Source organism: Rhizobium sophorae, assembly GCF_013087515.1.
GTDB classification, from domain to species: domain Bacteria; phylum Pseudomonadota; class Alphaproteobacteria; order Rhizobiales; family Rhizobiaceae; genus Rhizobium; species Rhizobium sophorae.
Window position 1 is genome coordinate 147880 of sequence record NZ_JABFCN010000034.1, and the last position, 20372, is coordinate 168251.

The window sequence follows — 20372 nt, forward strand, 5'->3', positions numbered from 1 at the left end:
CGGGATTTCGCTGAGGCGGCATCTCAGAAACGGGTGCGCGCACCCATTCGTCCCCTTTAGACTGACGGTAGATGCTTGCGCGAAGCTGGCACGCGGAAATGCCTCGCGATCGGGCCTTTCATCAGCCTCACGCAAGGCAGAAACCCTATCGGTCTCAAAGAAAAGCAACGTTCAGATTGGGCTGACGATGAACATCATTATCGGATTTATAGTGACTTGCGGCTGTGTCATCGGCAGCTTCATGGCGATGGGCGGCGACGTGAACGCTCTGTTCCAGCCCTTCGAATTCGTCATCATCGGCGGTGCCGGTCTCGGCAGCTTCATCATGGCGAACCCGATGAAGGTGGTGAAGGATTCCGGCAAGGCGCTCGGCGAAGCCTTCAAACACGCCGTGCCGAAGGAACGCAACTATCTCGATACGCTCGGCGTGCTCTATTCGCTGATGCGCGACCTGCGCACCAAGTCGCGAAACGAAATCGAAGCCCATATCGACAATCCGGCCGAATCGACGATCTTTCAATCGGCTCCGACCGTTCTGAAGAACAAGGAACTGACGGCATTCATCTGCGATTACGTGCGCTTGATCATCATCGGCAACGCCCGCAGCCACGAGATCGAGGCGCTGATGGATGAAGAGCTTAACACCATCATGCACGACAAGATGAAGCCCTACCACGCGATCCAGATCATGGGCGATTCCTTCCCGGCGATCGGTATCGTCGCGGCCGTTCTCGGCGTCATCAAGGCGATGGCCCACATCAACGATTCGCCCGAAGTGCTCGGTCACCTGATCGGCTCGGCGCTTGTCGGCACCTTCCTCGGTATTCTCTTGTCCTACTGCGTCTGCTCGCCGCTGGTCTCCCAGATCAAGATCGTGCGCAACAAGCAGCACCGCCTCTACGTCATCGTCAAGCAGACGCTGCTTGCCTACATGAACGGTTCGGTGCCGCAGGTCGCTCTCGAATACGGCCGCAAGACGATCTCGGCTTACGAGCGTCCGTCCATCGATGCGGTCGAGCAGGAAATGATGAACCCAGGTGGCGAAAACAAGGCGGCTTAAATGACTATGAGCAATGCTTCGCATGACAAACCGGCAATGGATCCTGCCCTCCTCGCCAAGCTGACAGGCGGGCTTGGCGACAGAGGCAGGGTCGCCAAGATCTGCAGCTCCTTCGGGGAAATCTACAGCGAATTCTTTCCCGACGTCATCAAAAGCGAGACCGGCCTCGACGTAACGGTCAACTATCTCGGCTGCGAGATCGGTTACAAGAACCACCTGATCGAAGACCTGAGCGCGAACGTCACGCTCGTCGACGCGACGCTGCGCAACTGGTCGCAAAACATTACGCTTGCCTGCGGCAACGGCTTCGTCATCACGCTGATGGAGCATCTGCTCGGCGCCACAGCCGATACGATCGAGGAACCGGCTGACCGGCTGCTGTCGATCATCGAGCTCGATCTGGCGGTCATGGTCTTCGACAAGATCGCCAAGGTGCTGCGATCGGCCGTCAACGCGCCGGGCGGTTTCGAACCGAGCCTTTCGGCCCCGTACTCCCATGACATGCGCGCCCGGCCGCAGGAGGATCGTCCGGATGAATTCGCGGCCGCCATCAACATGTCGATCACGCTTGCCGGCATCGTTTCGGAATTTTCGTTGATCGTTCCGCAGACGGCACTGCTCAAGACAAAGGTGACGCCGCCGAAGCCGAAACGCCAGGCCAGCAGCAACTCAGCGGAATGGACCGAACAGCTCGGCGACCAGGTCCGCCGCTCACATGTCACGCTCGAGGCCAGGATCAGGCTGCAGGATCTGACGCTGCGCACGATATCGAAGCTGATGGTCGGCGACGTCATTCCGTTCCGCGACCACGGCGACGTGCGTGTCGAGGTCAGCGCCAACAGCAAGGAATTGTATGTGTGCGAGTTCGGGCGTTCAGGCGAAAACTACATGGTTCGCGTCAAGGATACGATGAACTCGGATGACGAGCTCATCCGTCATTTAATGAATTAATCGGTTCTCTGGCTTTTGGGCTGCAAAGGCAGTTTGAGGCAAGTTTCAACTGGAATAGTGATTTCATGGCTACGAAGAAAACACAGCAGAACAGCGACCTCTCCCTGGATCTTCCGGGCAGCGAAGCCGATCTCGACCAGGCAATCGACGATCTGCGCGGCGTGCTGAAGCAGGATGCCGATGGCGACCTGTCGCAGTTTGGCGGCGACCTGCAGAGCGATCCGTTCGCAGCAGGAACGGATCTGGCGGCCTTTGGTGGCGAGACTTCGGAAACCCCGTTTGGCGGCGATGATTTCGGCGGCGACTTCGGCGGCGGCGATGCCAGCCCGGCAGCCGGCATGGATTTCGGCAGCAGCCCCTCCTTCGAGGCGTCGCCGGCCCCGCTCGGCAGCGCTTTGAATTCCAACTTCGACCTGATCATGGACATCCCGATCGACGTCCAGATCATGCTCGGCACCAGCCGCATGCAGGTCTCCGGCCTGATGAACCTCAATGAAGGGGCGACGATCGCCCTCGACAAGAAGATCGGTGAACCCGTCGAGATCATGGTGAACGGCCGCAGGATTGCCCGCGGTGAAATTACGGTGCTTGATAACGACGACACGCGATTCGGTGTGAAACTGATTGAAGTTTTGAGTACGAAAAAAGCCTGATCCCTGTGTGGGACGGAGAGGTTAGACCATGATGGACTTTGACGATTTCGGCGGCGCACTAGCCGGGAAACCGTTGACCCAGGCTGAAAAGGCGGCGGCTGTTCTTCTCGCCATGGGAAAGGGCGTCGCCGGCCGGCTGTTGAAATATTTCACCCAGGCCGAACTGCAGACCATTATCTCATCCGCCCAGTCGCTGCGCGCTATTCCGCCGGACGAGCTCCTGTTGCTCGTCTCCGAGTTCGAAGACCTCTTCACCGAGGGCGCCGGACTGATGGACAACGCCAAGGCGATCGAGGCCATTCTTGAAGAAGGCCTGACGCCCGACGAGGTCGACAGCCTGCTCGGCCGCCGCACTGCATTCCAGGCCTACGAAACCTCGATCTGGGATCGCCTCAGCGAGGCGGAGCCGACGTTCGTCGCACAGTTCCTGCTGCGCGAGCATCCGCAGACCGTCGCCTATATTCTTTCGATGATGCCCTCCGCCTTCGGCGCCAAGGTGCTGCTGCAGCTTCCCGACAACCGCCGCGCCGACATCATGAACAGAACGGTCAACATGAAGGCGGTCAGCCCGAAGGCTGCGCAGATCATCGAAAACCAGGTCATGACGCTGCTTGCCGAGGTCGAGGCAGAGCGCAATGCGGCCGGCTCGACGAAGGTTGCCGATCTGATGAACGAACTCGACAAGCCGCAGGTCGACACGCTGCTCACCTCGCTCGAATCGATCAGCCGCGAGTCGGTCAACAAGGTTCGCCCGAAGATCTTCCTGTTCGAGGACCTCATGTATATGCCGCAGCGCAGCCGCGTCATGCTGCTCAACGACATCTCGGCGGACGTACTCACCGTCGCGCTGCGCGGGTCGCCCCCCGAGATCCGCGAATCGGTTCTCTCCGCCATCAGCCCACGCCAGCGCCGCATGATCGAATCGGATCTGCAGAGCGGCATGGGCGGCGTCAATCCGCGCGAGATCGCGATTGCCCGCCGCGCCGTGGCGCAGGAAGCGATTCGCCTGGCCAATTCCGGCCAGATCGAGCTCAAGGAAAAGGAAGGCGACGCTTCGGCGGCCGCCTAACACGTCGAGACTGTTGACAAATCCGGCATGCCGAACGGTGGCTGTTGATCGCCGTGCCACAGGCGACTACCCTTCCAGCAACGGACCGCGCGCTAAAGCGTGTCGCATAGAACTCGGTTCTTGCGACGCGCTTTAAGTCTTTGTTCTGATGCATGTCGTCATCCCAAAAGCGCTGCACGTTTTTGGGCGACATGCATTGGCTGCGGCTTATTTCTTTGACGGAGGGCCGCGACTTGGCAGACGATGACAAGGACAGCAAAACAGAAGCCCCAACCGCGAAAAAGCAAAGCGATGCCGCGGAAAAGGGCAACGTACCGTCTTCGCGCGAACTTTCGATCTTTGCGACCATCCTTGCGACCTTCATTTACCTCGTATTCTTCCTTCCCGACAGCGTCGGACGCATGACTGAAATGCTGCGCGACATCTTCGAACAGCCCGACCAGTGGAAGATCGAGACGGGACCAGATGTCCTGGCGCTGTTCGTCCGGATCGGCTGGGCAAGTGCCGCGCTGCTGGCGCCCGCCTTCATCTTGTTCATGGTGTTCGGCGTCGCCTCCTCCGTCTTCCAGAATCTGCCGACACTGGTGCTTGAGCGCATCCGCCCGCAGACCTCGCGTATCTCGCCGATCAAAGGCTGGTCACGGCTCTTCAGCCTGCCCGGCCTGGTCGAATTCGGAAAATCGCTGTTCAAGGTGGTCGTCGTCGGGGTGATCCTGTTCTTCGTGCTCAGGAGCGAATATTTCGGCTCGATCGACGCGATGTTCTCCGATCCGCAGACGATTCTGGTGCGAATGATGGCGGCGATGCGCAAGATCATCATCGTCATGCTGATCGCCACCGCGATCGTCGCCATTGCCGATCTTTTCTGGACGCGCCATCACTGGTTCACCGAGCTGAAGATGACGCGGCACGAGGTGAAGGAAGAAAACAAGCAGGCTCAGGGCGACCCCTTCGTCAAGAGCCGGCAGCGCTCGCTGATGCGCGACCGGGCGCGCCGGCGCATGATCGCCAACGTTGACCGCGCGACGCTGGTGATTGCCAACCCGACGCACTATGCGGTGGCGCTGCGTTACGCGCGTGAAGAGAACGATGCGCCGGTGGTGCTGGCCAAGGGTCAGGACCTGATTGCGCTCAAAATTAGGGAGATCGCCGAAAAGAACGGCATACCGGTGTTCGAAGATCCGCCACTTGCGCGCTCCATGTTTGCGCAAGTCTCGATCGATAGTGTCATACCGTCAGTCTTCTATAAGGCGGTAGCGGAGCTCATCCACCGGGTCTACGCTGCGGACGCCAAGAACAAACGGGTAAGATAAGCCGAATGAAAAAATGCCCCCACTCTACCCAGCGTGAAAAGATCCTCGCAGACGCGATCAGCCCGGTCGCCACTGAACTGCGCCTTCTGGATGCTTCTGACCTTATTTCCCTGCTGCGCTTCGAGTATTACGGCAACCTTTCCGATCTCGTCGCTTCGGCGGCGGAGCTTTTCTTTCATCCGGGCACGGTGAATTTCGGCCTGGGCGGCAATTATACGCTGGATTGGGGCGGCAAGCCCGAAGTCGTTCTCGATCTGGAAATCAAGCCGCGCGGCGTCACCGTCTACGCACAACTCACCCTTGCCGAAGATCATGCCGGCATCGAGATCAGCCATATCGCTTTCCAGGAGCCCTCGGCCGATCCGGACGAGAACACCATCTTCCTCAAAAAGAGCCTTCGGGAAGCGCGTTACAGCGTCAACCAGCCGCCGCAGGCGCTGGCCGGCTGACTTTCTTTCAAGACATTCGAGCTTTTATTCGGCTTACAGCACCCTTTGCGTGTCTTAAAGGATGCGCGACGCTGTAAAGCACTGCGTGGGTTCAGCTGATATAACCGAGCCGGATCGCCTTGGCGATCGCCTGGATGCGATTGACGGAATCGAGCTTGATGGTCGCCGAGCCGAGATAGGCGTTCACGGTGTGCACGGACAGGCCGAGCTTGTCGGCAATCTCTTCGCTGATGCGTCCGTCGCCGGCAAGCTGCAGACAGGCGATCTCGCGTTCGCTGAGCGCCTCGGCGGCAGCCGTGCGGCGTTCGTCGAGCGAGAGCAGATCCATCATGATATGGCAGCAGCGACCGTGCAGCTCGACGATGGTATCGCTCGAGGGATCGATCTCATCGCCGGTGAAAAGGATGAAACCATTGCCGACGGCGCCGAGCCGCACCGGAAAGGCAAGGCCGGAAAAAGGCAGAATACCGTCCTGCAGTCGCGTCATGAACGGCGAGAAGTCTGCCGGACCGGGTGCCGCACGGTCGTAACCGCCGGCCCATGAGAGCGGCAGCAGCGACTTGTCGATATGATCGAGAAGAATATCGCCGTAGGCATCCGTGAAGGCCTTGCCGAAACCGGCATTGGAAGACCCCCAGTTCTCGAGCTCGCAGACAAGCCTCTGCTTTGCCGGAAGGCCCGAGCCGTTGACGCGGAAGATCGCGAAGCCTTGCGCGTCGGCCAGCTTCTGCATCGCGATCAGCCGCGGGAAAAGATCGGACCGGCTGGAAATCCTGTTCACACGCACCATGCGCAGCTGCTCGGCGCTGCTCATCGTCCTGCCTGCTGGATAACCCATGGATCCCCCTATACGAGATTATTGCGGACGGCGAAGGCAATGGCCTCGGACCTGGTCTTGGTCGCCGTCTTGCGCATCACGCTGGTGATGTAGTTGTTGATGGTATTGCGGGAGATTCCGAGGATCATCGCGATCTCGTCGCTGGTCTTGCCTTCGGCGATCCAGAACAGGCATTCCAGCTCGCGGTCGGTCAATTCGAAATCGCGATCGACCTTCGTACCACCGCAGCGCAGGAAGCTCGCGACATAACCTGCAAGCAGGCCGACATCCCGCAGGCGCTCCGGCGAAAGGATGAACCCCTCGCCGAACAGGAACATCAAGGCCAGCCGCGACCGGCCGACATTGAAGGTCACCGAACAATATTGGCGGCTGGCGCCATCCGGAATCTCGGCACTGTCAGGCAGAAGAGCAAAATTCGGCTGGAACACCTGCATGCATTTTTCCAGCTCCGTCGACCGCGCATAGCCGCGGACCAGATCATTGGCGATGTCCCTGACCAGATCGAAAGGCCAGTCCGACGAAACGATGAAATCGAGGCCACTTTCCTGGATGAGATCACAGCGCGCCAGAAGGTAGTGCGAAGCACCCACGTAGTCCGTCAGTGCGCGCAGACCGGACTGCAACCTGCCGGTGCTGGCGACACCGTGGAGGCGCTGGAGCAGCTCATCGCGCGGCAACAGATCCGGCACCACCGCACTCGCGAAATTCGCCATCTGCCTCTCGCCTTTGCTCGCCTGAATTACATTCATATCCATTGGCAAATGTCCTGCGGCTGAGAAACGATCGAACTCGGTGCAACAGCAATTTTTCTGTAAAGGATTCAGGCCAAGTCCCGCTCGAATCCCATTTCGAATCACCTAAGGGTAAGCCAGCCGATGCAAATCACCATCTCCGACTTCTAGGGATTTACTTTCGCTGTCGCCAATGCACTGATTCGACCGCTCGTTCCAGCCTTCAAGATATAAGGAGGCTAAGATGATTCTGGCGGTATCGCAACTTGCTTCGCGTTTTACGCGAGTCCATCTCATCACATCACCCTAAAGCCGCATTTCAGTCACGGCTTTTCGGCACAGCGGTTAGGTAATCGAGTTCGGTACCGATATGAAAAAAGGCCGGTTGCCCGGCCTTACCTTTACGCTGCGTCGTCGATCGCCCATTTCCTGAGGATTTTCGCGGCGCGTTCCTCGTTGATTTCGACCATACGGGAAAGCTTGCGTTCCGGGCCTTCCTTGACGCGACGATTGAAGTTTCCATCGTCGTCGCCGAGGCTGAGCAGATCCTCGGTACTGTCGAAGCCGAAGTCGGACCCGAAGCCGTCCATGAGAGCGCCGCCGGGTGCGCCCGATGCAGGCGCGAAGTCCGGCAGCTCGAGGCCGGCCGCTTCCGGCGTCGCGTCGCCGAAAGCCGGGGAGCTGCCGTTGCCGCTGACGCTGCGCACCAGAGGTCGCAGGCCCATCCAGACCACCACGAAGGCGACCGCGACAAAGGCGAGCGAGTTGATGATGCCGGCAAGGTTGCGGCTCAGCATGTCCATGACGCGGACGCCACCGGTGGCGTCTTCAAGCAGCTGGTTCTCGAGGAAGTCCATGGCGGTGACGGTGACGACGTCGCCGCGCTTGGCGTCGATGCCGGCCGCCGAAGCGACGATCTTTTGCATTTCGGCAAGATAGGCGTCGACCTTGGTCTGGTCGGCGGGCTCACCGACCATCTTGGCGATGCGGCCCTTATTGACCACCACGGCGATCGAAAGCTTTTCGACCTTGTAGCTGTTGCGGGTCGTCGCCGTCGTCTTGCTGTTGATTTCGTAGTTGGTCTGCTCTTCGCGCTTGTCGGACTTGTCCTGCGATTCGGGCCCGGCAGAACCGCCGGCCTCGGGAGCCGCCTGCGGAATGTTCTGCTCGACCGTCGTCGCGCTATCGGATTGCTTCTGCTGCGACTGCTGGGCTTCCTTCGTCGAGCGGACCGAGCGTTCGACCTTGGATTCGGGATCGTAGGTCGTTTCCTGAATCTGCTGGGCGTCGGTGTTGAGATCGGCGGTGACGCTGGAGCGGAAGTTGTCCATGCCGAGGAAGGGCGCCAGCGCCTTGTCGATGTTGGATTCGACTTCCTGCTGAACATTCTGGACGATGTTGAGCGAGCGGTTCAGCGAGCTGTTGCTCGCCTCGTCGCCGGAAGCGAGCAGCTGGCCGGCGGAATCGAGGATCGTCACGTCATCGACGTCAAGCCCCGGAACGGCCGAGGCAACGAGGTGGCGGATCGAGGTCGCCGCGCTGCGCCCGGTGGTGGCGCTTGCGCGAATCATGACGGAGGCAGTCGGTTTCTGCTCCGCCTTCCGGAAGTTTCCAACCTCCGGCATGACGATATGGACGCGCGCGGCTGTTATACCCGAGATCGACTGGATGGTGCGGGCGATTTCGCCTTCCAGCGCTCGAACCCGCGTCACCTCCTGCATGAAGGAGGTCAGGCCGAGGGAGCCGACATTGTCGAAGAGTTCGTAACCGGCATTGGCGCTGTTCGGCAGGCCGCGCTCGGCAAGCATCAGGCGGGCCTTGCCCGTCATCCCCGCGGGAACGCTGATGCTGGAGCCATCCGTGCCAACCTGGAAATTGATGTTGGCTTCGGCAAGCGCCATGCTGATCTGGTTGAGATCCGGCGAGTCCAGACCGACATAGAGCGTTTCCTGTGCCGGCTTGTTGACGAAAAGGGCGGCCGCAAGGACGATTGCAATGGAAACGGCACCGACGCCTCCGAGAATCATCAGGCGTGTTCGGCCCAGGGAACCGAAGTTCTTAAAGATCTGAACTAATTGATTTAACAGATTCATTCTGTTCTCGCACGATCCGTCAAAGACAAAGCAGGCTTATTGCCTCATCAGACGAATAGTCGGCGAAACTTGTGCGAGCGTTTCGTGAGAGCGTGCGGGAGCGAAAAGGCCTAAGGTAATTCCAGCAAAAGTGCGCAGCGGTTTACGTCCGGAATTGCGCAAGAACAAGGAGAGAGCGTTTCCGTGACTCGGAGAAAAACGGAGACGTTCTAGAAGAAATCGAAGTCGCCAGCTGCCTTGCTCAATGGCTGGGAATGGCCGTGGCGTGTAGCGCCGCCCAATGCCTTCTGCATTTCCGCCAGCTTGACGAGGCTGAGCGCGGTTGCGACGTCGACTGCCCAGCCGTGCGGGATTTCGCCGGTGATGGTGTCGATAAATTCGGCAAGACCACGCGATTTCTGCACGGCCAGATCGATGCCCTGCATGACCTTCATGGCATCCGGCGAGTTCAGGATTTCGGCGCCGCCGATTTCGAGAAGCTGCGGCTCGATGCGCTCGATGAGGTAGGCGACATCGTGCAGTTCGGACACGATGCGCATCAGGATGTCGCTCAGCGCTTCGACTGGCGCAGGCGGCTCCATCATCTGGGTAAATGTCATATGAAAATCCTCGCCATCAAAAAAATTCGATACTGGTTTCGACGGGCTTCTGCGGAGCGGCGGGGCGCTGCTCGAGAGCGACGGTTCTCTGCGTTTCGGCGCCGGTCAGGGGGTATTGCCGGGCACGACCGGAGACCGGCCAATATTCAAGCTTGCGTCCATGCTCTCCGCCGGTCGAGGAACCGACCACCGGAATGCCTTCATCCCTGAGGAACTGCATGGCGAAGGCCGCGTTCTGCTCACCGACATTGGAGAATGTCGAGATCGTCTTCGCGCCGCCGAAGATCTTTGCCTCCAGCCGGTCGCGCCGGGCGCCCTGCTTCAGAAGACCGTTGATCAGAAGTTCCATCAGATGCACGCCGTAGCGCGTGGCATCGCCGCCTGATGTCGGCGACGTCGCCGAACCGGGCAGCAAAAAATGGTTCATGCCGCCGACACCGGCGACAGGATCTCTGAGGCACGCAGCCACGCACGAACCGAGAATGGTCGAGAGGACCGCATTCGGATCGTTCAGAACCTTGTACTCGCCCTGAATGATGTGCACGCGGCGGGCTGCCCCCTCAGTGATCATTTCAGGGCTCCAAACACGGCTTCGATGGCCGCCTTCATCTTCTCGATCGTGAATGGCTTGGCGAGCACGTTGTTGGCGCCGAGCTGGGCCGCCTTCTGCACCAGTGCGCGGTCGCCCTGGGCGGTCAGGATGATGAAGGCCGCTTTCTTGGTGTTGGGGTTGGTGCGAACCGCCTGAAGGAAGCCGATGCCATCCATCTTCGGCATGTTGAAATCCGAGATCACCAGGTGGTGCGGCTGCTCGGCCATGATCTTCATGCCCTGCTCACCGTCGCCGGCCGACGTGATCTGCTTGAAACCGAGCTGGGTCAGCGCGTCGCTGAGCAGCAACCGGCTCGTTACCTGATCGTCGACGATCAGAACTTTGATTTTCTCCGCGATCGACATTTATTCGGTCCCTTCCTTTCGGGCGGCTGTCATTTTCAATATTTCTTCACCGATGGCAGACAGCGGCAGCTGCTGCTCAACGGCGCCAAGTTCATGAGCAACCCTTGGCATTCCGTAAACGACACAGGTTTTTTCGTTCTGGCCGAGCGTTCTGGCGCCGGCGTGGCGCATTTTCAACAATCCGGCGGCGCCATCGCGGCCCATTCCGGTCAAAATCACGCCGACGGCATTACGCCCCGCCAGTTCCGCGACCGAATCGAATAGCACGTCCACCGAGGGGCGGTGACCGTTGACCGGCGCCCGGTCAACGAGACGGCAGCACGGCGCCGAGGCGCCGCTGACCTGCAGGTGACGCTCGCCGCCGGGCGCCAGATAGATCTTGCCGATTTCGAGACGGGCACCGTCGGTCGCTTCCTGCACCACCGGCGCACAGAGGCGGTTCAGCCGTTCGGCAAAGCTCTTGGTGAAGGTCGGCGGCATATGCTGGGTGATGACGGTCGGCGGGCAATTCGCCGGGAATTTCTGCAGCACGGCAATCAGCGCCTCGACGCCGCCAGTCGACGAGCCGATCGCGACGATCTTGCGGCCGACGCGGAAATCGGCGACCGAGGGCGGTGGCGCGACGGCGGCGACGGGCTGGGAATACTGGCGTTGCGTGCGCGCGGCGGCCTTGACCTTCTCGGCGAGGTCGCCGAAAGGCCTGAGTTCGCCCGGCGCCGGCTTGCCGACGCAGTCGAACGCGCCGATCTCCAGCGCCGCAAGCGTCGCCTCGGCGCCGCGATGGGTCATCGTGGATACCATGATCACCGGCATCGGACGCAGCGTCATGATCTTTTCGAGGAAATCGAGACCGTTCATATTCGGCATCTCGATGTCGAGCGTCAGGACGTCGGGGTTCAGCCGCTTGATCGCCTCGCGCGCTTCCAGCGCGTCGCCGGCCTGGCCGATGACGTTGACCTCGGGGTCGGAACTCAGCACGGCGGTGATCAACCCCCGCATCGTCGGCGAGTCGTCAACAACGAGAACCCTTGCCGGCGCGCTCATGCCTTCCTCCCGAGACCTTTGGCCGTGTAGCGATAGGTCGTGATGCCGATATTGTCGAAGACGTGTTTTGCCTCACCCGACACACGCTCGGAATGGCCGATATAGAGATGGCCGCCTTCCGGCAGCAGGCCGGCGAAACGCTGCCAGATCTTCATCTGCGTCGGCTCGTCGAAATAGATGACGACGTTGCGGCAGAAGATGACGTCGAACTTGCCCTTGAACGGCCATTGCGCCATCAGGTTCAGTTCGTTGTAGGTGATCAGCCGCTTGACGCGGTCGTCGACCTGGAACTTCCGGCGGCCCTGCACCTCGACTTCGCTGAACCATTGCTTGCGCATGGCCGGCGACACGGTTTCGAGCGCATTTTCGTCATAGGCGCCGGCCCGGGCGATCGCGAGGATCTTCGGATCGATGTCGGTCGCCAGGATCTTGAAGTCGTAATCCGCGACATTCGGCATCAGCGACAGCACCGTCAGCGCGATCGAATAGGGTTCCTGCCCGTCGGAAGAGGCGGCCGACCAGATGCGCACCCTGCCGCCCGATCTCGCCCGCTGCAGAAGCTCCGGCAGGACATGGTCGCGCAAATGGTCGAAATGGTGGTTTTCGCGGAAGAAGCGGGTAAAGTTGGTCGTCAGATGCGAAAGCATCTCGCGGCGCGGCGCAGCACCCGCCGGCGAAGCGACGAGGTCGCAATATTCCCGGAAGCCGGACAGGCCGAGATTGCGGATATGCTTCGACAGGCGCGAATAGACGAGCGAAGCCTTCGTCTCGTTGAGGAAGATTCCGGCATCCGAATAGATCATCGCGGCGATCTCGGTGAGGTCGCGGCGTGTCAGCGGATATTCTCCGCTTGCCAGGACCTCGTCGGATCCCTGCCTCTGATCTTTTGCGCCCATTACATTCATGCGGCTTCGCTTTCGGTCTCTGGAAAGAGGGATTCGAGTTCGATCAGGCAGATCATGCGCTTCTCGATGGCGAGAATGCCGCGGGCAAATTGACGCTCGAGTTCCGAGGAGATTTCGGGCGTCGGCTGGATGGTTTCGTCGGTCACCGTCAGGATATCGGAAACGGCATCGACCAGCAGGCCGACGACCTTGCGCCGGACCTGGGCGACGATGATGACATGACGGGCGGTCGGATCGGCCGGCTTCATGCCGAGCCGAGCCGCAAGATCGATGATCGGCAGCACCGCGCCGCGCAGGTTGATGACGCCCAGCATATAGCCAGGCGAATGCGGCATCGCGGTCGCCGGGGTCCAGCCGCGGATTTCGCGAACCGACATGATGTTCACGCAAAATTCCTGATCCCCGATGCGGAACGCGATCAGCTCGCGATCCCCCTCGTTCAGATTTTTTACAGTGTACGACATTCCTTATCCCACCGCTGCTAACGACATTTCCGCTTTGAGCGACTGGCCGCGCGAAGCGCCGACAACCGCGTCGACATCGAGGATCAGAGCGACGCGACCGTCACCGAGAATGGTGGCGGCGGCAATGCCCGGCACGTGCGTGTAGTTCGCTTCCAGGCTCTTGATGACCACCTGGCGCTGACCCTGTATGGCGTCGACCATCAGGGCGCGCTGGCCGCCGCCTTCGGATTCCACCAGAAGCGCCACGCCCTCGACTGGGTTCGCCTGGGTGGCGCGGAAGTTCAGGATACGGCCGACATCGACGAGCGGGCAGAACGAGTTGCGGATCGAGATCAGTCGGTGGTTCGCACCGAAGGAGTGGATCGCGGCCGCTTCCGGCTGCAAGGTTTCGACGATCGCCGTCAGCGGCACGACCAGCGTCTGGCCGGCGACTGTGACCACCATGCCGTCGAGGACGGCGAGCGTCAGCGGCAGGCTCATGGTGAAGACCGAGCCGTGGCCCGGCTTCGAGGTGATGTTGATACGGCCGCCGAGCGCCTGGATCGAACGCTTGACGACGTCCATGCCGACGCCACGGCCTGAAATGTCGGAGATCTTGTCGGCCGTCGAGAAACCCGGCAGGAAGATCAGGTTGTCGATTTCCTCGTCCGACAGGTTGGCATCGGCCGGGATGAGGTCGTTGTCGATCGCCTTCTGGCGGACCTTCTCGCGGTTGATGCCGGCGCCGTCGTCGGCAAGCTCGATCAGGATGCGTCCCGAACGATGCTTGGCGGTCAGGCGGACGGTGCCTTCGGTATTCTTGCCGGCGGCCGCACGCTTTTCGGGCGTTTCGATGCCGTGGTCGACGGCGTTGCGGATCATGTGGGTCAGCGGTTCGGCGAGCTTGTCGATGACCGTCTTGTCGACTTCGGTATTTTCACCTTCGGTGATCAGGCGGATCGACTTGCCGGTCATGTCGGCGATTTCGCGGACGATACGCGACATGCGCTGGAAGACCGGCTTCACCGGCTGCGCGCGGATGGCCATGACCGAGTCCTGGATCTCGCGGGTAAGCTGCTGCAGCTCCTCGAGGCCCATATTGATCGAGGAGGTGCCGGTCGTGTCGTTCTCGATGACGCTCTGCGACAGCATCGCCTGGTTGATGACCAATTCGCCGACGAGGTTGATGAGGCGATCGACACGGTCGAGATCGACGCGGATCGTCTGGCCGGCGCCAGCGGCATTGTTCTGGGCGGCAGCACTTGCAGCGGCCGCTGCGGCGGCTGCCGATTCCTTCTTCTCGACACGGGCGGCGGCTGCGGCCATCTGCGTGACGTTGGAGGCAGTCTCGGCGGCAGCAACGGCTGCGGCCGTCTCCTCGGCCCGGGCGTCTGAGGCGGAAACCTCTTCCATTGCACCCGTTTCGTCGAGGATCGACAGATCGAAGGGAACCGGCACCATCGGCAGTTCGTCGTTGCTCGTCGCGTCGGCTCGTGCTTCTTCGACCGGCTTTACCGTCAGTTCGCAATCCCACTCGGCGAATTCGAAGACGGTGCGGATGGCGTCCTCGCCCTTGTCCGTCTTGATCGTGACGTTCCAGAAGAAATAAGCGCCTTCCGGATCGAGTTCCTCGAGACCCGGCAGATCATCCGTATTGCAATAGATCGTCATTTCACCCAGGCGCGAGAGATCGCGCAGCAGCAGGGTGGCGTCATTGCCCTTGGAATAGAGTTCGTAGCGCGGCTTGAAGATAACTTCATAGGTCGGCATGCCGCCCGCATCGTCTTCGCCGCCAAAATCGTCGAAGGAAAAGGGGACCGGCTGGAAGCCGCTGTCGTCAGTCGGCTTCGGGGTCGGCGCCGGAGCGGCCTTTGGCGCAGGCGCCTCGACTGACGCCGAGGGAGACGGCAATTCGCCGTTGGCCAGCGCCTCGAGTTCCTTGACGAGGCCGCGGCTGCGGCTTTCATCGACGCTGCCGCCGTCGCGCGCAGCATTCGTCAGGTCGGCCAGCACATCGGCCGACTTCAGCATCACCTTCAGGACGTCCTGGTTCGGCTCAAGCTTGTTGGATCGAACGCAATCGAGAGTGGTCTCGAAAACATGGGCGAAGGCGACCAGATCGTCAAGGCCGAAGGCGCCGGCGCCACCCTTGATCGAATGGACGGCACGGAACACCGCATTGACGGTTTCCGGATCGCGATCGCCATCATTCATTTTCAGAAGACCGGATTCCAATTCGGCGAGCTGTTCCTCGCACTCCTGGAAAAAGATCTCTTTGATTTCGTTCATATCCATAGGAGCAAATCCTGGGTTTAAGCGGTTACACGCTCAATGGCATCGATCAGCTTGGCCGGGTCGAAAGGCTTGACGATCCAGCCTGTGGCACCGGCCTGGCGGGCGCGGTTCTTCTTTTCCGCGTCGCTTTCGGTGGTCAGGACCAGGATCGGGATCGCCCGATATTTCTCGTTCCGGCGGACACCTTCGATGAAGCCGAACCCGTCGAGGCGCGGCATGTTGATGTCGGTCACGATGACGTCAGGATTGGACTCTTCGAGGATCTCGAGGCCCTCGATGCCGTCTTCCGCCTGGATCGTCTCGAAGCCGGCATTGTTCAGCGTCACGAGAAGCATGTTTCGGATGGTGCGGGAATCATCCACGGTCAGCACTTTTTTCTTCATTGCCGAATCTCCTTGGCAAGCAGGTGGTCAATATTGACGCCAACCAGCTGCATGGTTTTCTGAAATGCGTCGGACACCTTGGAGAAGGTGAACGGCTGCTTGTCCTGCTCCCAGGTCTTCTCGGCGGACATCAGAACCTGGGCGCAAAGAGCACCGATCCGTTCGACGCCGGAAGCGTCTATCGAAAGACCGCTACCCCGCAGCGAGAGGAGTTTATCGCGCAAGGCGGAAGCCTCGTTGAGGTCGAGCACCGCCGTCAAATCCAGCGTCTTGCCACTCTTCTTTGCTGCCATCAGCTTTTCCTTGTCCCCGTGTCCCCGGCCCGAAAAGACGAGCTGAGGCAATCATCCGATAGGTTAGTAAACATTCCGCCCACCTCCGACGCTTGCGAACGCTTGCGGAAGGCCAAAATCGTCATTTTCGTATTCGTCCACGACCGGTGCCGGCCGGGTCGCGCCGTCAAGGGCGCGCGGCGGTGTCACGCGCGCCGGCGCCGGGCGCCCGGCAGTGGCGTTTTCCCGGGCGATGCGGAATTCGCGAATCGTCTGGCCGAGCTCGAGAATGACGGTGTGGAGGTGGTCGGCGCCTTCGGCCGAGCGCTCCGCAAGGCCGGCGCTATCGGCCACCTCGCCACCCAAGCCTTTGACGTCGGCTGTCACGCTGTCGAGGCTGGCGGCATGTTCGCCGGTTCGGGTGGCGATGCCGGCGATAGCGGCGTTGATATCGGTGACCTGACGCACGATGCTGCCGATCGAATCCTGTGTGCGGCCGACCATCTGCACGCCGGCGTCGACCTGCGCCTTGGTCGTCGTCACCAACGTCTTGATCTCGCGGGCGGCTTCGGCCGAACGCTGGGCAAGGGCGCGGACTTCCTGGGCGACGACGGCAAAGCCGCGGCCGGAATCGCCGGCGCGAGCCGCTTCGATGCCGGCATTCAGCGCCAGAAGATTGGTCTGGAAGGCGATCTCGTCGATCGCGCCGATGATCTGGCCGATCTTTTCGGCCGACTGCTCGATATCGGCCATGGCGCTGATCGCGCGGCCGACGACCTCGCCGCTTTCCTCGACGGCGGCGCGCGTCGTGGCGGCCGCCTGTTCGGCAGCGCGGCTGTCGGCGGCACCGTCGCGCACACTGCCCGCGATATCGGCAAGGGCAGCGGCTGAAAGCTGCAGCCGGTCGGCCTGGCCGGAAGCCGTGCCGGCGAACTGCCTGGACAGACCGGCAAGCGAGCCTGTCGCCGCTTCGGCCTTGAGCGTGCGCTCGGTGATGGCGGTGAACTCGGCCTGGAGGCCGTCCAACGCGCCGTTCAGCGCGGCGGCGATGCCGCCATAGGCGCCTTCGCCGTCGACGGGCGCGCGCCGCGTCAGGTCGCGTGCGGACAGGCTTTCGATGACATCGCCGAATATCCGAGCGATTTCGGCCTCGTTGTCGGCGCGCTGACCAGCGAGCGCGCGGCTCTGGGCGGCGCGCAGCGCATTGAAGCGGAGCGAGACGGCGATTTCCACATCGACCATGACGATGCGGATGATCGCCGTCATCAGATCGGAGATTTCGCGGGCGCGGCGCTTGGCCGACGGCAGCAGCGGACGGCCGGCGATCTCTTCGGCGAGGCCGGAAACGACATGCTCCAGCATGACGCCGTGGCCGGCCACGTGCCAGCGCGGGTCGAGGCCCATCTTGCTCTCGGTATCGGAGAGAACCTTGACGCGCTCGGCATAGAGGCTGTCGAACCGCGCATCCGTCAGCACGTCCCAATGCGAGGACTGCAGATCGTGCAGGCGCTCGACCTGACGCTCGCTCTCGAAATTGCGCGACGCATCGGGGAATGACTGGAATCTATGGAAGAGATCCCTGAGGCCTGCCTTCAGATGCGCTTCGAGCGCCGGCCGGTTCCGACGCACCAGCTCGCACTGTTCGGCATCGAGACCGGCAAAGCGCAGGCGGTCACGCAAGCTGCCTGCCTGCGCTCCACGAGCCTGATCTGATGGCATGTCCTGCCTCAACGCCTGTCCCCAACCACTTTCCGGGCGAAGGCCCGGCCAAAAACTTGCGCAGCATCCGTTGAACGCGAAGCGTTAAGACGGTCCTCACCACCGGTTACAACCGGCGGATCGAAACCCCCTGATCAGCTATGTTTCGGAGCTGTCTGAAGAGATGGATACCGGATCAACCCGGTACGGCGGGACGGCGTCATGCCTGGTGGGAACGAGTGCATCTTCCCATTCCGACGTGTACACCAATGTTTATGGTTAATTCCTTGCTTGAAGGTTAATAAGCCTTTCGCGGTGCAGGCTTTTGAAGCAATTCAAGGCCGTTCGCAGCAAATACTGTTGCGGAGTTGCATGGCTGCTACAAGGCACACGCAAGCTCCGTGTTATATGCCGGTCGATAACCAAGACATGACGTCGACAAGGACAGAGCAATGATTGTTCTCGGATTGGGTGCCTGCGTGATTGCAATGACGCTGCTTGCAGCCGTCGCCCGCCTCGATTCCCTCGCCGCAAACCGCGATATCCGCGCCCTTCGGGTGTTCTAAAACCCACCCTTCCCCGTTGGCAGTCCGGCACCTTTAGTGTATCGCACTCGCGCCTTTCATGTCAGCGGAACTATCGGTTCATGTCCCCCAGATCTGGTCTCCTTATCGTTCTTGGCTTCACGCTTTGGCGCGTCGTCATGCTCAATTTCGATACGACGGACCTTTTCGTCGACGAGGCGCAGTACTGGTTCTGGTCGCAAAACCTCGACCTGGGCTATTATTCCAAGCCGCCGATGATTGCGTGGGTGATCCGGGCGATGACCGAGCTTTCCGGCTCAAACGCCATCTATTGGATCCGGCTGCTCGGACCGCTGATCCATATGGCGGCGGCACTGGTGCTGATGAAGACGGCAAAACGTTTCGTCGGGCCGGAGATCGAAGGCTGGACGGGCGCCACCTACATCACGCTCCCCGGTGTGGCGCTTTCTTCGGTGTTCTTCTCGACCGACGTGATCCTGCTATTCTTCATCGCGATCGCGTTGCTTGCCTATTTCGGCCTGACGCAGCGGCGCTCGGTCGGGCTGGCGCTGGTCATGGGCCTTGGCGTCGGCCTCGCCTTTTTGACGAAATATGCCGTGCTGTTCGTCGTTCCGGGCGGCGCGATTGCCCTCCTCCTCATTCCAGCGGCGCGCATCGCCATTCGGGATTTCATCATCGCGGTCGCGGTCGCGGCGGTCGTCGCACTGCCGAACCTCTGGTGGAACCTGCAGCACGACAACACGACGGTGCGGCATACCCAGGACATCGCCCATTGGAGCGAACTCGGCATTAATCTCCGGCGCGGGCTTGAATTCTTCGCTGCCCAGTTCGGCGTCGTCGGGCCGATTATCTTCTTCGCGATGCTCTGGGCGGTCTACCGCATGATCAGGGGCAGGAGCGACGATCGGGAAAGGATGCTGGTCTGGCTGTCGATGCCGGTGGTGGTGCTCATCACGCTGCAGGCAACGGTCGCCAAGGCCTATGCCAACTGGGCGGTGACTGCCTATGTCGCAGGCACCATCCTTGCCGTCTGGCTGCTTTACCGGATGTGGCCGAAGGGGCTCAGGCTGTCGCTGACCATCAACGGCATCGCCAGCCTGCTCTTTCCGCTGGCGACGATTTTTCCGCATCAGTTGCTGCTGCCGAACGGCGACGAGCTGATGAAGCGCTATCTCGGCCGCGCCGAGGTCAGCCGCGAGGCCGCAGCACTTGCCGGCCAGGCCGGCACCGACATCATCGTCACCAATAATCGCGACATGGTCGCCGATCTTTTCTATACGCTGCGCGACACATCCTACAGGATCTATGCGCGCGCGCCGGCGGGCCTTCCAGAGAGCTATTACGAGCAGGAATTCGCACTGCCGGCCGACGTCACCGGCAAGGTGCTTTTCCTGACGGACGGTCCCTTCAGCTGCGCCACCGAGACGCCCGAGCTGCTGAAGAACTGGCAGCCGACGGAGGGCTATTACAAGGGCAAAGCGCTCTCCGTTTACAAGGTCTCTGCCGCCTGCCTAGCGCCCTGAGCCAATCGATTCCGATTTAGAGCCTTTCCGGGTTAGATTGCAGCATTCTGTTGGCTCAAACGGAGTCGGATGGTCGACCGGCCGGCGCGCGTCGTAGCCCAGCTCTACGGCCAAGCCGGCCAAAGGCGATCGGCTCGGACGTACCAGAGATATGCCCTTCGCCAATCGCCTTTGCCCTGGCGAAAACCTGCTCCGGCAGAATGCTTCAATCTAATCCGGAAAGGCTCTAAGGAATTAAGCAGAGGCCAGGCAGAGGCCTATGCCCACCCCTTCGATCTCTACAAAGTTTACGCCGCCTTCCTCGAAGGCGAGGCGCAGCTGCGCCTCCGTCGCGCGATGGATGTCGTGGTGTCGGCCCTCGTAATCGCGGATGGTGCTGCGCGAGACGGCGGCCTTTGCGGCAAGGTCGGTCTGGGTCCAGTCCAGCAGGCCGCGCGCCGCGCGGCAGAGAGCGGGGGTGAGAATTGTTTCTCTTGCGCCTTGACCCATGATTTCAAGTTGCCCATATTGGTCGATATAGACCATATATGTCATATTAGGAACGGGATTTC

21 protein-coding genes are annotated in these 20372 nt (G+C 60.9%); 7 read left to right on the forward strand and 14 right to left on the reverse strand.

Annotation, left to right across the window (positions count from 1 at the left end; genetic code table 11):
* Positions 1-187: 187 nt before the first annotated feature.
* From motA to G9X64_RS20810, 6 genes are all read left to right on the forward strand, one after another.
* On the forward strand, positions 188-1060 hold the full coding sequence (gene motA, locus G9X64_RS20785) for a flagellar motor stator protein MotA (protein ID WP_168310510.1): 873 nt from the start codon (positions 188-190) through the stop codon (positions 1058-1060).
* Positions 1061-2011, forward strand: a complete 951-nt coding sequence (locus tag G9X64_RS20790) for a FliM/FliN family flagellar motor switch protein (RefSeq protein ID WP_168310511.1) — start codon at positions 1061-1063, stop codon at positions 2009-2011.
* A gap of 65 nt (positions 2012-2076) precedes the next feature.
* Complete coding sequence (fliN, locus tag G9X64_RS20795) at positions 2077-2664, forward strand: flagellar motor switch protein FliN (RefSeq protein ID WP_168276727.1); 588 nt, start codon at positions 2077-2079, stop codon at positions 2662-2664.
* 28 nt (positions 2665-2692) lie between these two features.
* Positions 2693-3733 carry a flagellar motor switch protein FliG gene (gene fliG / locus G9X64_RS20800; protein WP_168310512.1) on the forward strand — a complete coding sequence of 347 codons (1041 nt, stop codon included), beginning with the start codon at positions 2693-2695 and terminating at the stop codon, positions 3731-3733.
* A 233-nt stretch (positions 3734-3966) separates the two neighbouring features.
* Complete coding sequence (flhB, locus tag G9X64_RS20805) at positions 3967-5046, forward strand: flagellar biosynthesis protein FlhB (RefSeq protein WP_168310513.1); 1080 nt, start codon at positions 3967-3969, stop codon at positions 5044-5046.
* A gap of 5 nt (positions 5047-5051) precedes the next feature.
* Positions 5052-5495 (forward strand): BspJ family T4SS effector nucleomodulin, encoded by a 444-nt coding sequence (locus G9X64_RS20810; RefSeq protein WP_168310514.1) that lies wholly within the window; start codon positions 5052-5054, stop codon positions 5493-5495.
* A gap of 91 nt (positions 5496-5586) precedes the next feature.
* Here G9X64_RS20810 and visR read toward each other — a convergent pair whose 3' ends face one another.
* The 13 genes from visR to G9X64_RS20875 all read right to left on the reverse strand — a co-directional run bounded on the left by visR (position 5587) and on the right by G9X64_RS20875 (position 17774).
* Complete coding sequence (visR, locus tag G9X64_RS20815) at positions 5587-6333, reverse strand: transcriptional regulator VisR (protein WP_168310515.1); 747 nt, start codon at positions 6331-6333, stop codon at positions 5587-5589.
* A gap of 8 nt (positions 6334-6341) precedes the next feature.
* A complete protein-coding gene (gene visN, locus G9X64_RS20820; RefSeq protein WP_168310516.1) occupies positions 6342-7088 on the reverse strand; it encodes a transcriptional regulator VisN in 747 nt (248 codons plus the stop codon).
* Positions 7089-7465: 377 nt separating this feature from the next.
* Positions 7466-9157 carry a flagellar basal-body MS-ring/collar protein FliF gene (fliF, locus tag G9X64_RS20825; RefSeq protein ID WP_168310517.1) on the reverse strand — a complete coding sequence of 564 codons (1692 nt, stop codon included), beginning with the start codon at positions 9155-9157 and terminating at the stop codon, positions 7466-7468.
* Between the two features lie 209 nt (positions 9158-9366).
* Positions 9367-9756: a chemotaxis protein CheT gene (cheT, locus tag G9X64_RS20830; protein ID WP_003545510.1), complete on the reverse strand. Its 390-nt coding sequence runs from the start codon at positions 9754-9756 to the stop codon at positions 9367-9369.
* Positions 9757-9772: 16 nt separating this feature from the next.
* On the reverse strand, positions 9773-10327 hold the full coding sequence (gene cheD / locus G9X64_RS20835) for a chemoreceptor glutamine deamidase CheD (protein WP_168310518.1): 555 nt from the start codon (positions 10325-10327) through the stop codon (positions 9773-9775).
* Positions 10324-10713, reverse strand: a complete 390-nt coding sequence (locus tag G9X64_RS20840; RefSeq protein ID WP_003556488.1) for a response regulator — start codon at positions 10711-10713, stop codon at positions 10324-10326. Before G9X64_RS20840 ends, cheD begins: the two co-directional genes overlap by 4 nt.
* Positions 10714-11757: a protein-glutamate O-methylesterase CheB gene (gene cheB, locus G9X64_RS20845; protein ID WP_168310519.1), complete on the reverse strand. Its 1044-nt coding sequence runs from the start codon at positions 11755-11757 to the stop codon at positions 10714-10716.
* Complete coding sequence (gene cheR, locus G9X64_RS20850) at positions 11754-12662, reverse strand: protein-glutamate O-methyltransferase CheR (RefSeq protein ID WP_129417923.1); 909 nt, start codon at positions 12660-12662, stop codon at positions 11754-11756. Before cheR ends, cheB begins: the two co-directional genes overlap by 4 nt.
* Positions 12659-13126, reverse strand: a complete 468-nt coding sequence (locus G9X64_RS20855; protein WP_012756045.1) for a chemotaxis protein CheW — start codon at positions 13124-13126, stop codon at positions 12659-12661. The genes cheR and G9X64_RS20855 overlap by 4 nt, the downstream gene beginning before the upstream one ends.
* A 3-nt stretch (positions 13127-13129) precedes the next feature.
* Complete coding sequence (locus tag G9X64_RS20860) at positions 13130-15400, reverse strand: chemotaxis protein CheA (RefSeq protein WP_168310520.1); 2271 nt, start codon at positions 15398-15400, stop codon at positions 13130-13132.
* 17 nt (positions 15401-15417) lie between these two features.
* Complete coding sequence (gene cheY1, locus G9X64_RS20865) at positions 15418-15783, reverse strand: chemotaxis response regulator CheY1 (protein ID WP_017958972.1); 366 nt, start codon at positions 15781-15783, stop codon at positions 15418-15420.
* A complete protein-coding gene (locus tag G9X64_RS20870) occupies positions 15780-16076 on the reverse strand; it encodes an STAS domain-containing protein (RefSeq protein WP_003545491.1) in 297 nt (98 codons plus the stop codon). The genes cheY1 and G9X64_RS20870 overlap by 4 nt, the downstream gene beginning before the upstream one ends.
* A 63-nt stretch (positions 16077-16139) precedes the next feature.
* Positions 16140-17774, reverse strand: a complete 1635-nt coding sequence (locus G9X64_RS20875) for a globin-coupled sensor protein (RefSeq protein WP_168310521.1) — start codon at positions 17772-17774, stop codon at positions 16140-16142.
* A gap of 625 nt (positions 17775-18399) precedes the next feature.
* Here G9X64_RS20875 and G9X64_RS20880 point away from each other — a divergent pair.
* A complete protein-coding gene (locus tag G9X64_RS20880) occupies positions 18400-19821 on the forward strand; it encodes an ArnT family glycosyltransferase (protein ID WP_168310522.1) in 1422 nt (473 codons plus the stop codon).
* 234 nt (positions 19822-20055) lie between these two features.
* Here G9X64_RS20880 and G9X64_RS20885 read toward each other — a convergent pair whose 3' ends face one another.
* The gene (locus G9X64_RS20885; RefSeq protein WP_168310523.1) at positions 20056-20355 is read right to left on the reverse strand and encodes a helix-turn-helix domain-containing protein; all 300 of its coding nucleotides are present in this window, start codon (positions 20353-20355) and stop codon (positions 20056-20058) included.
* Positions 20356-20372: the final 17 nt, after the last annotated feature.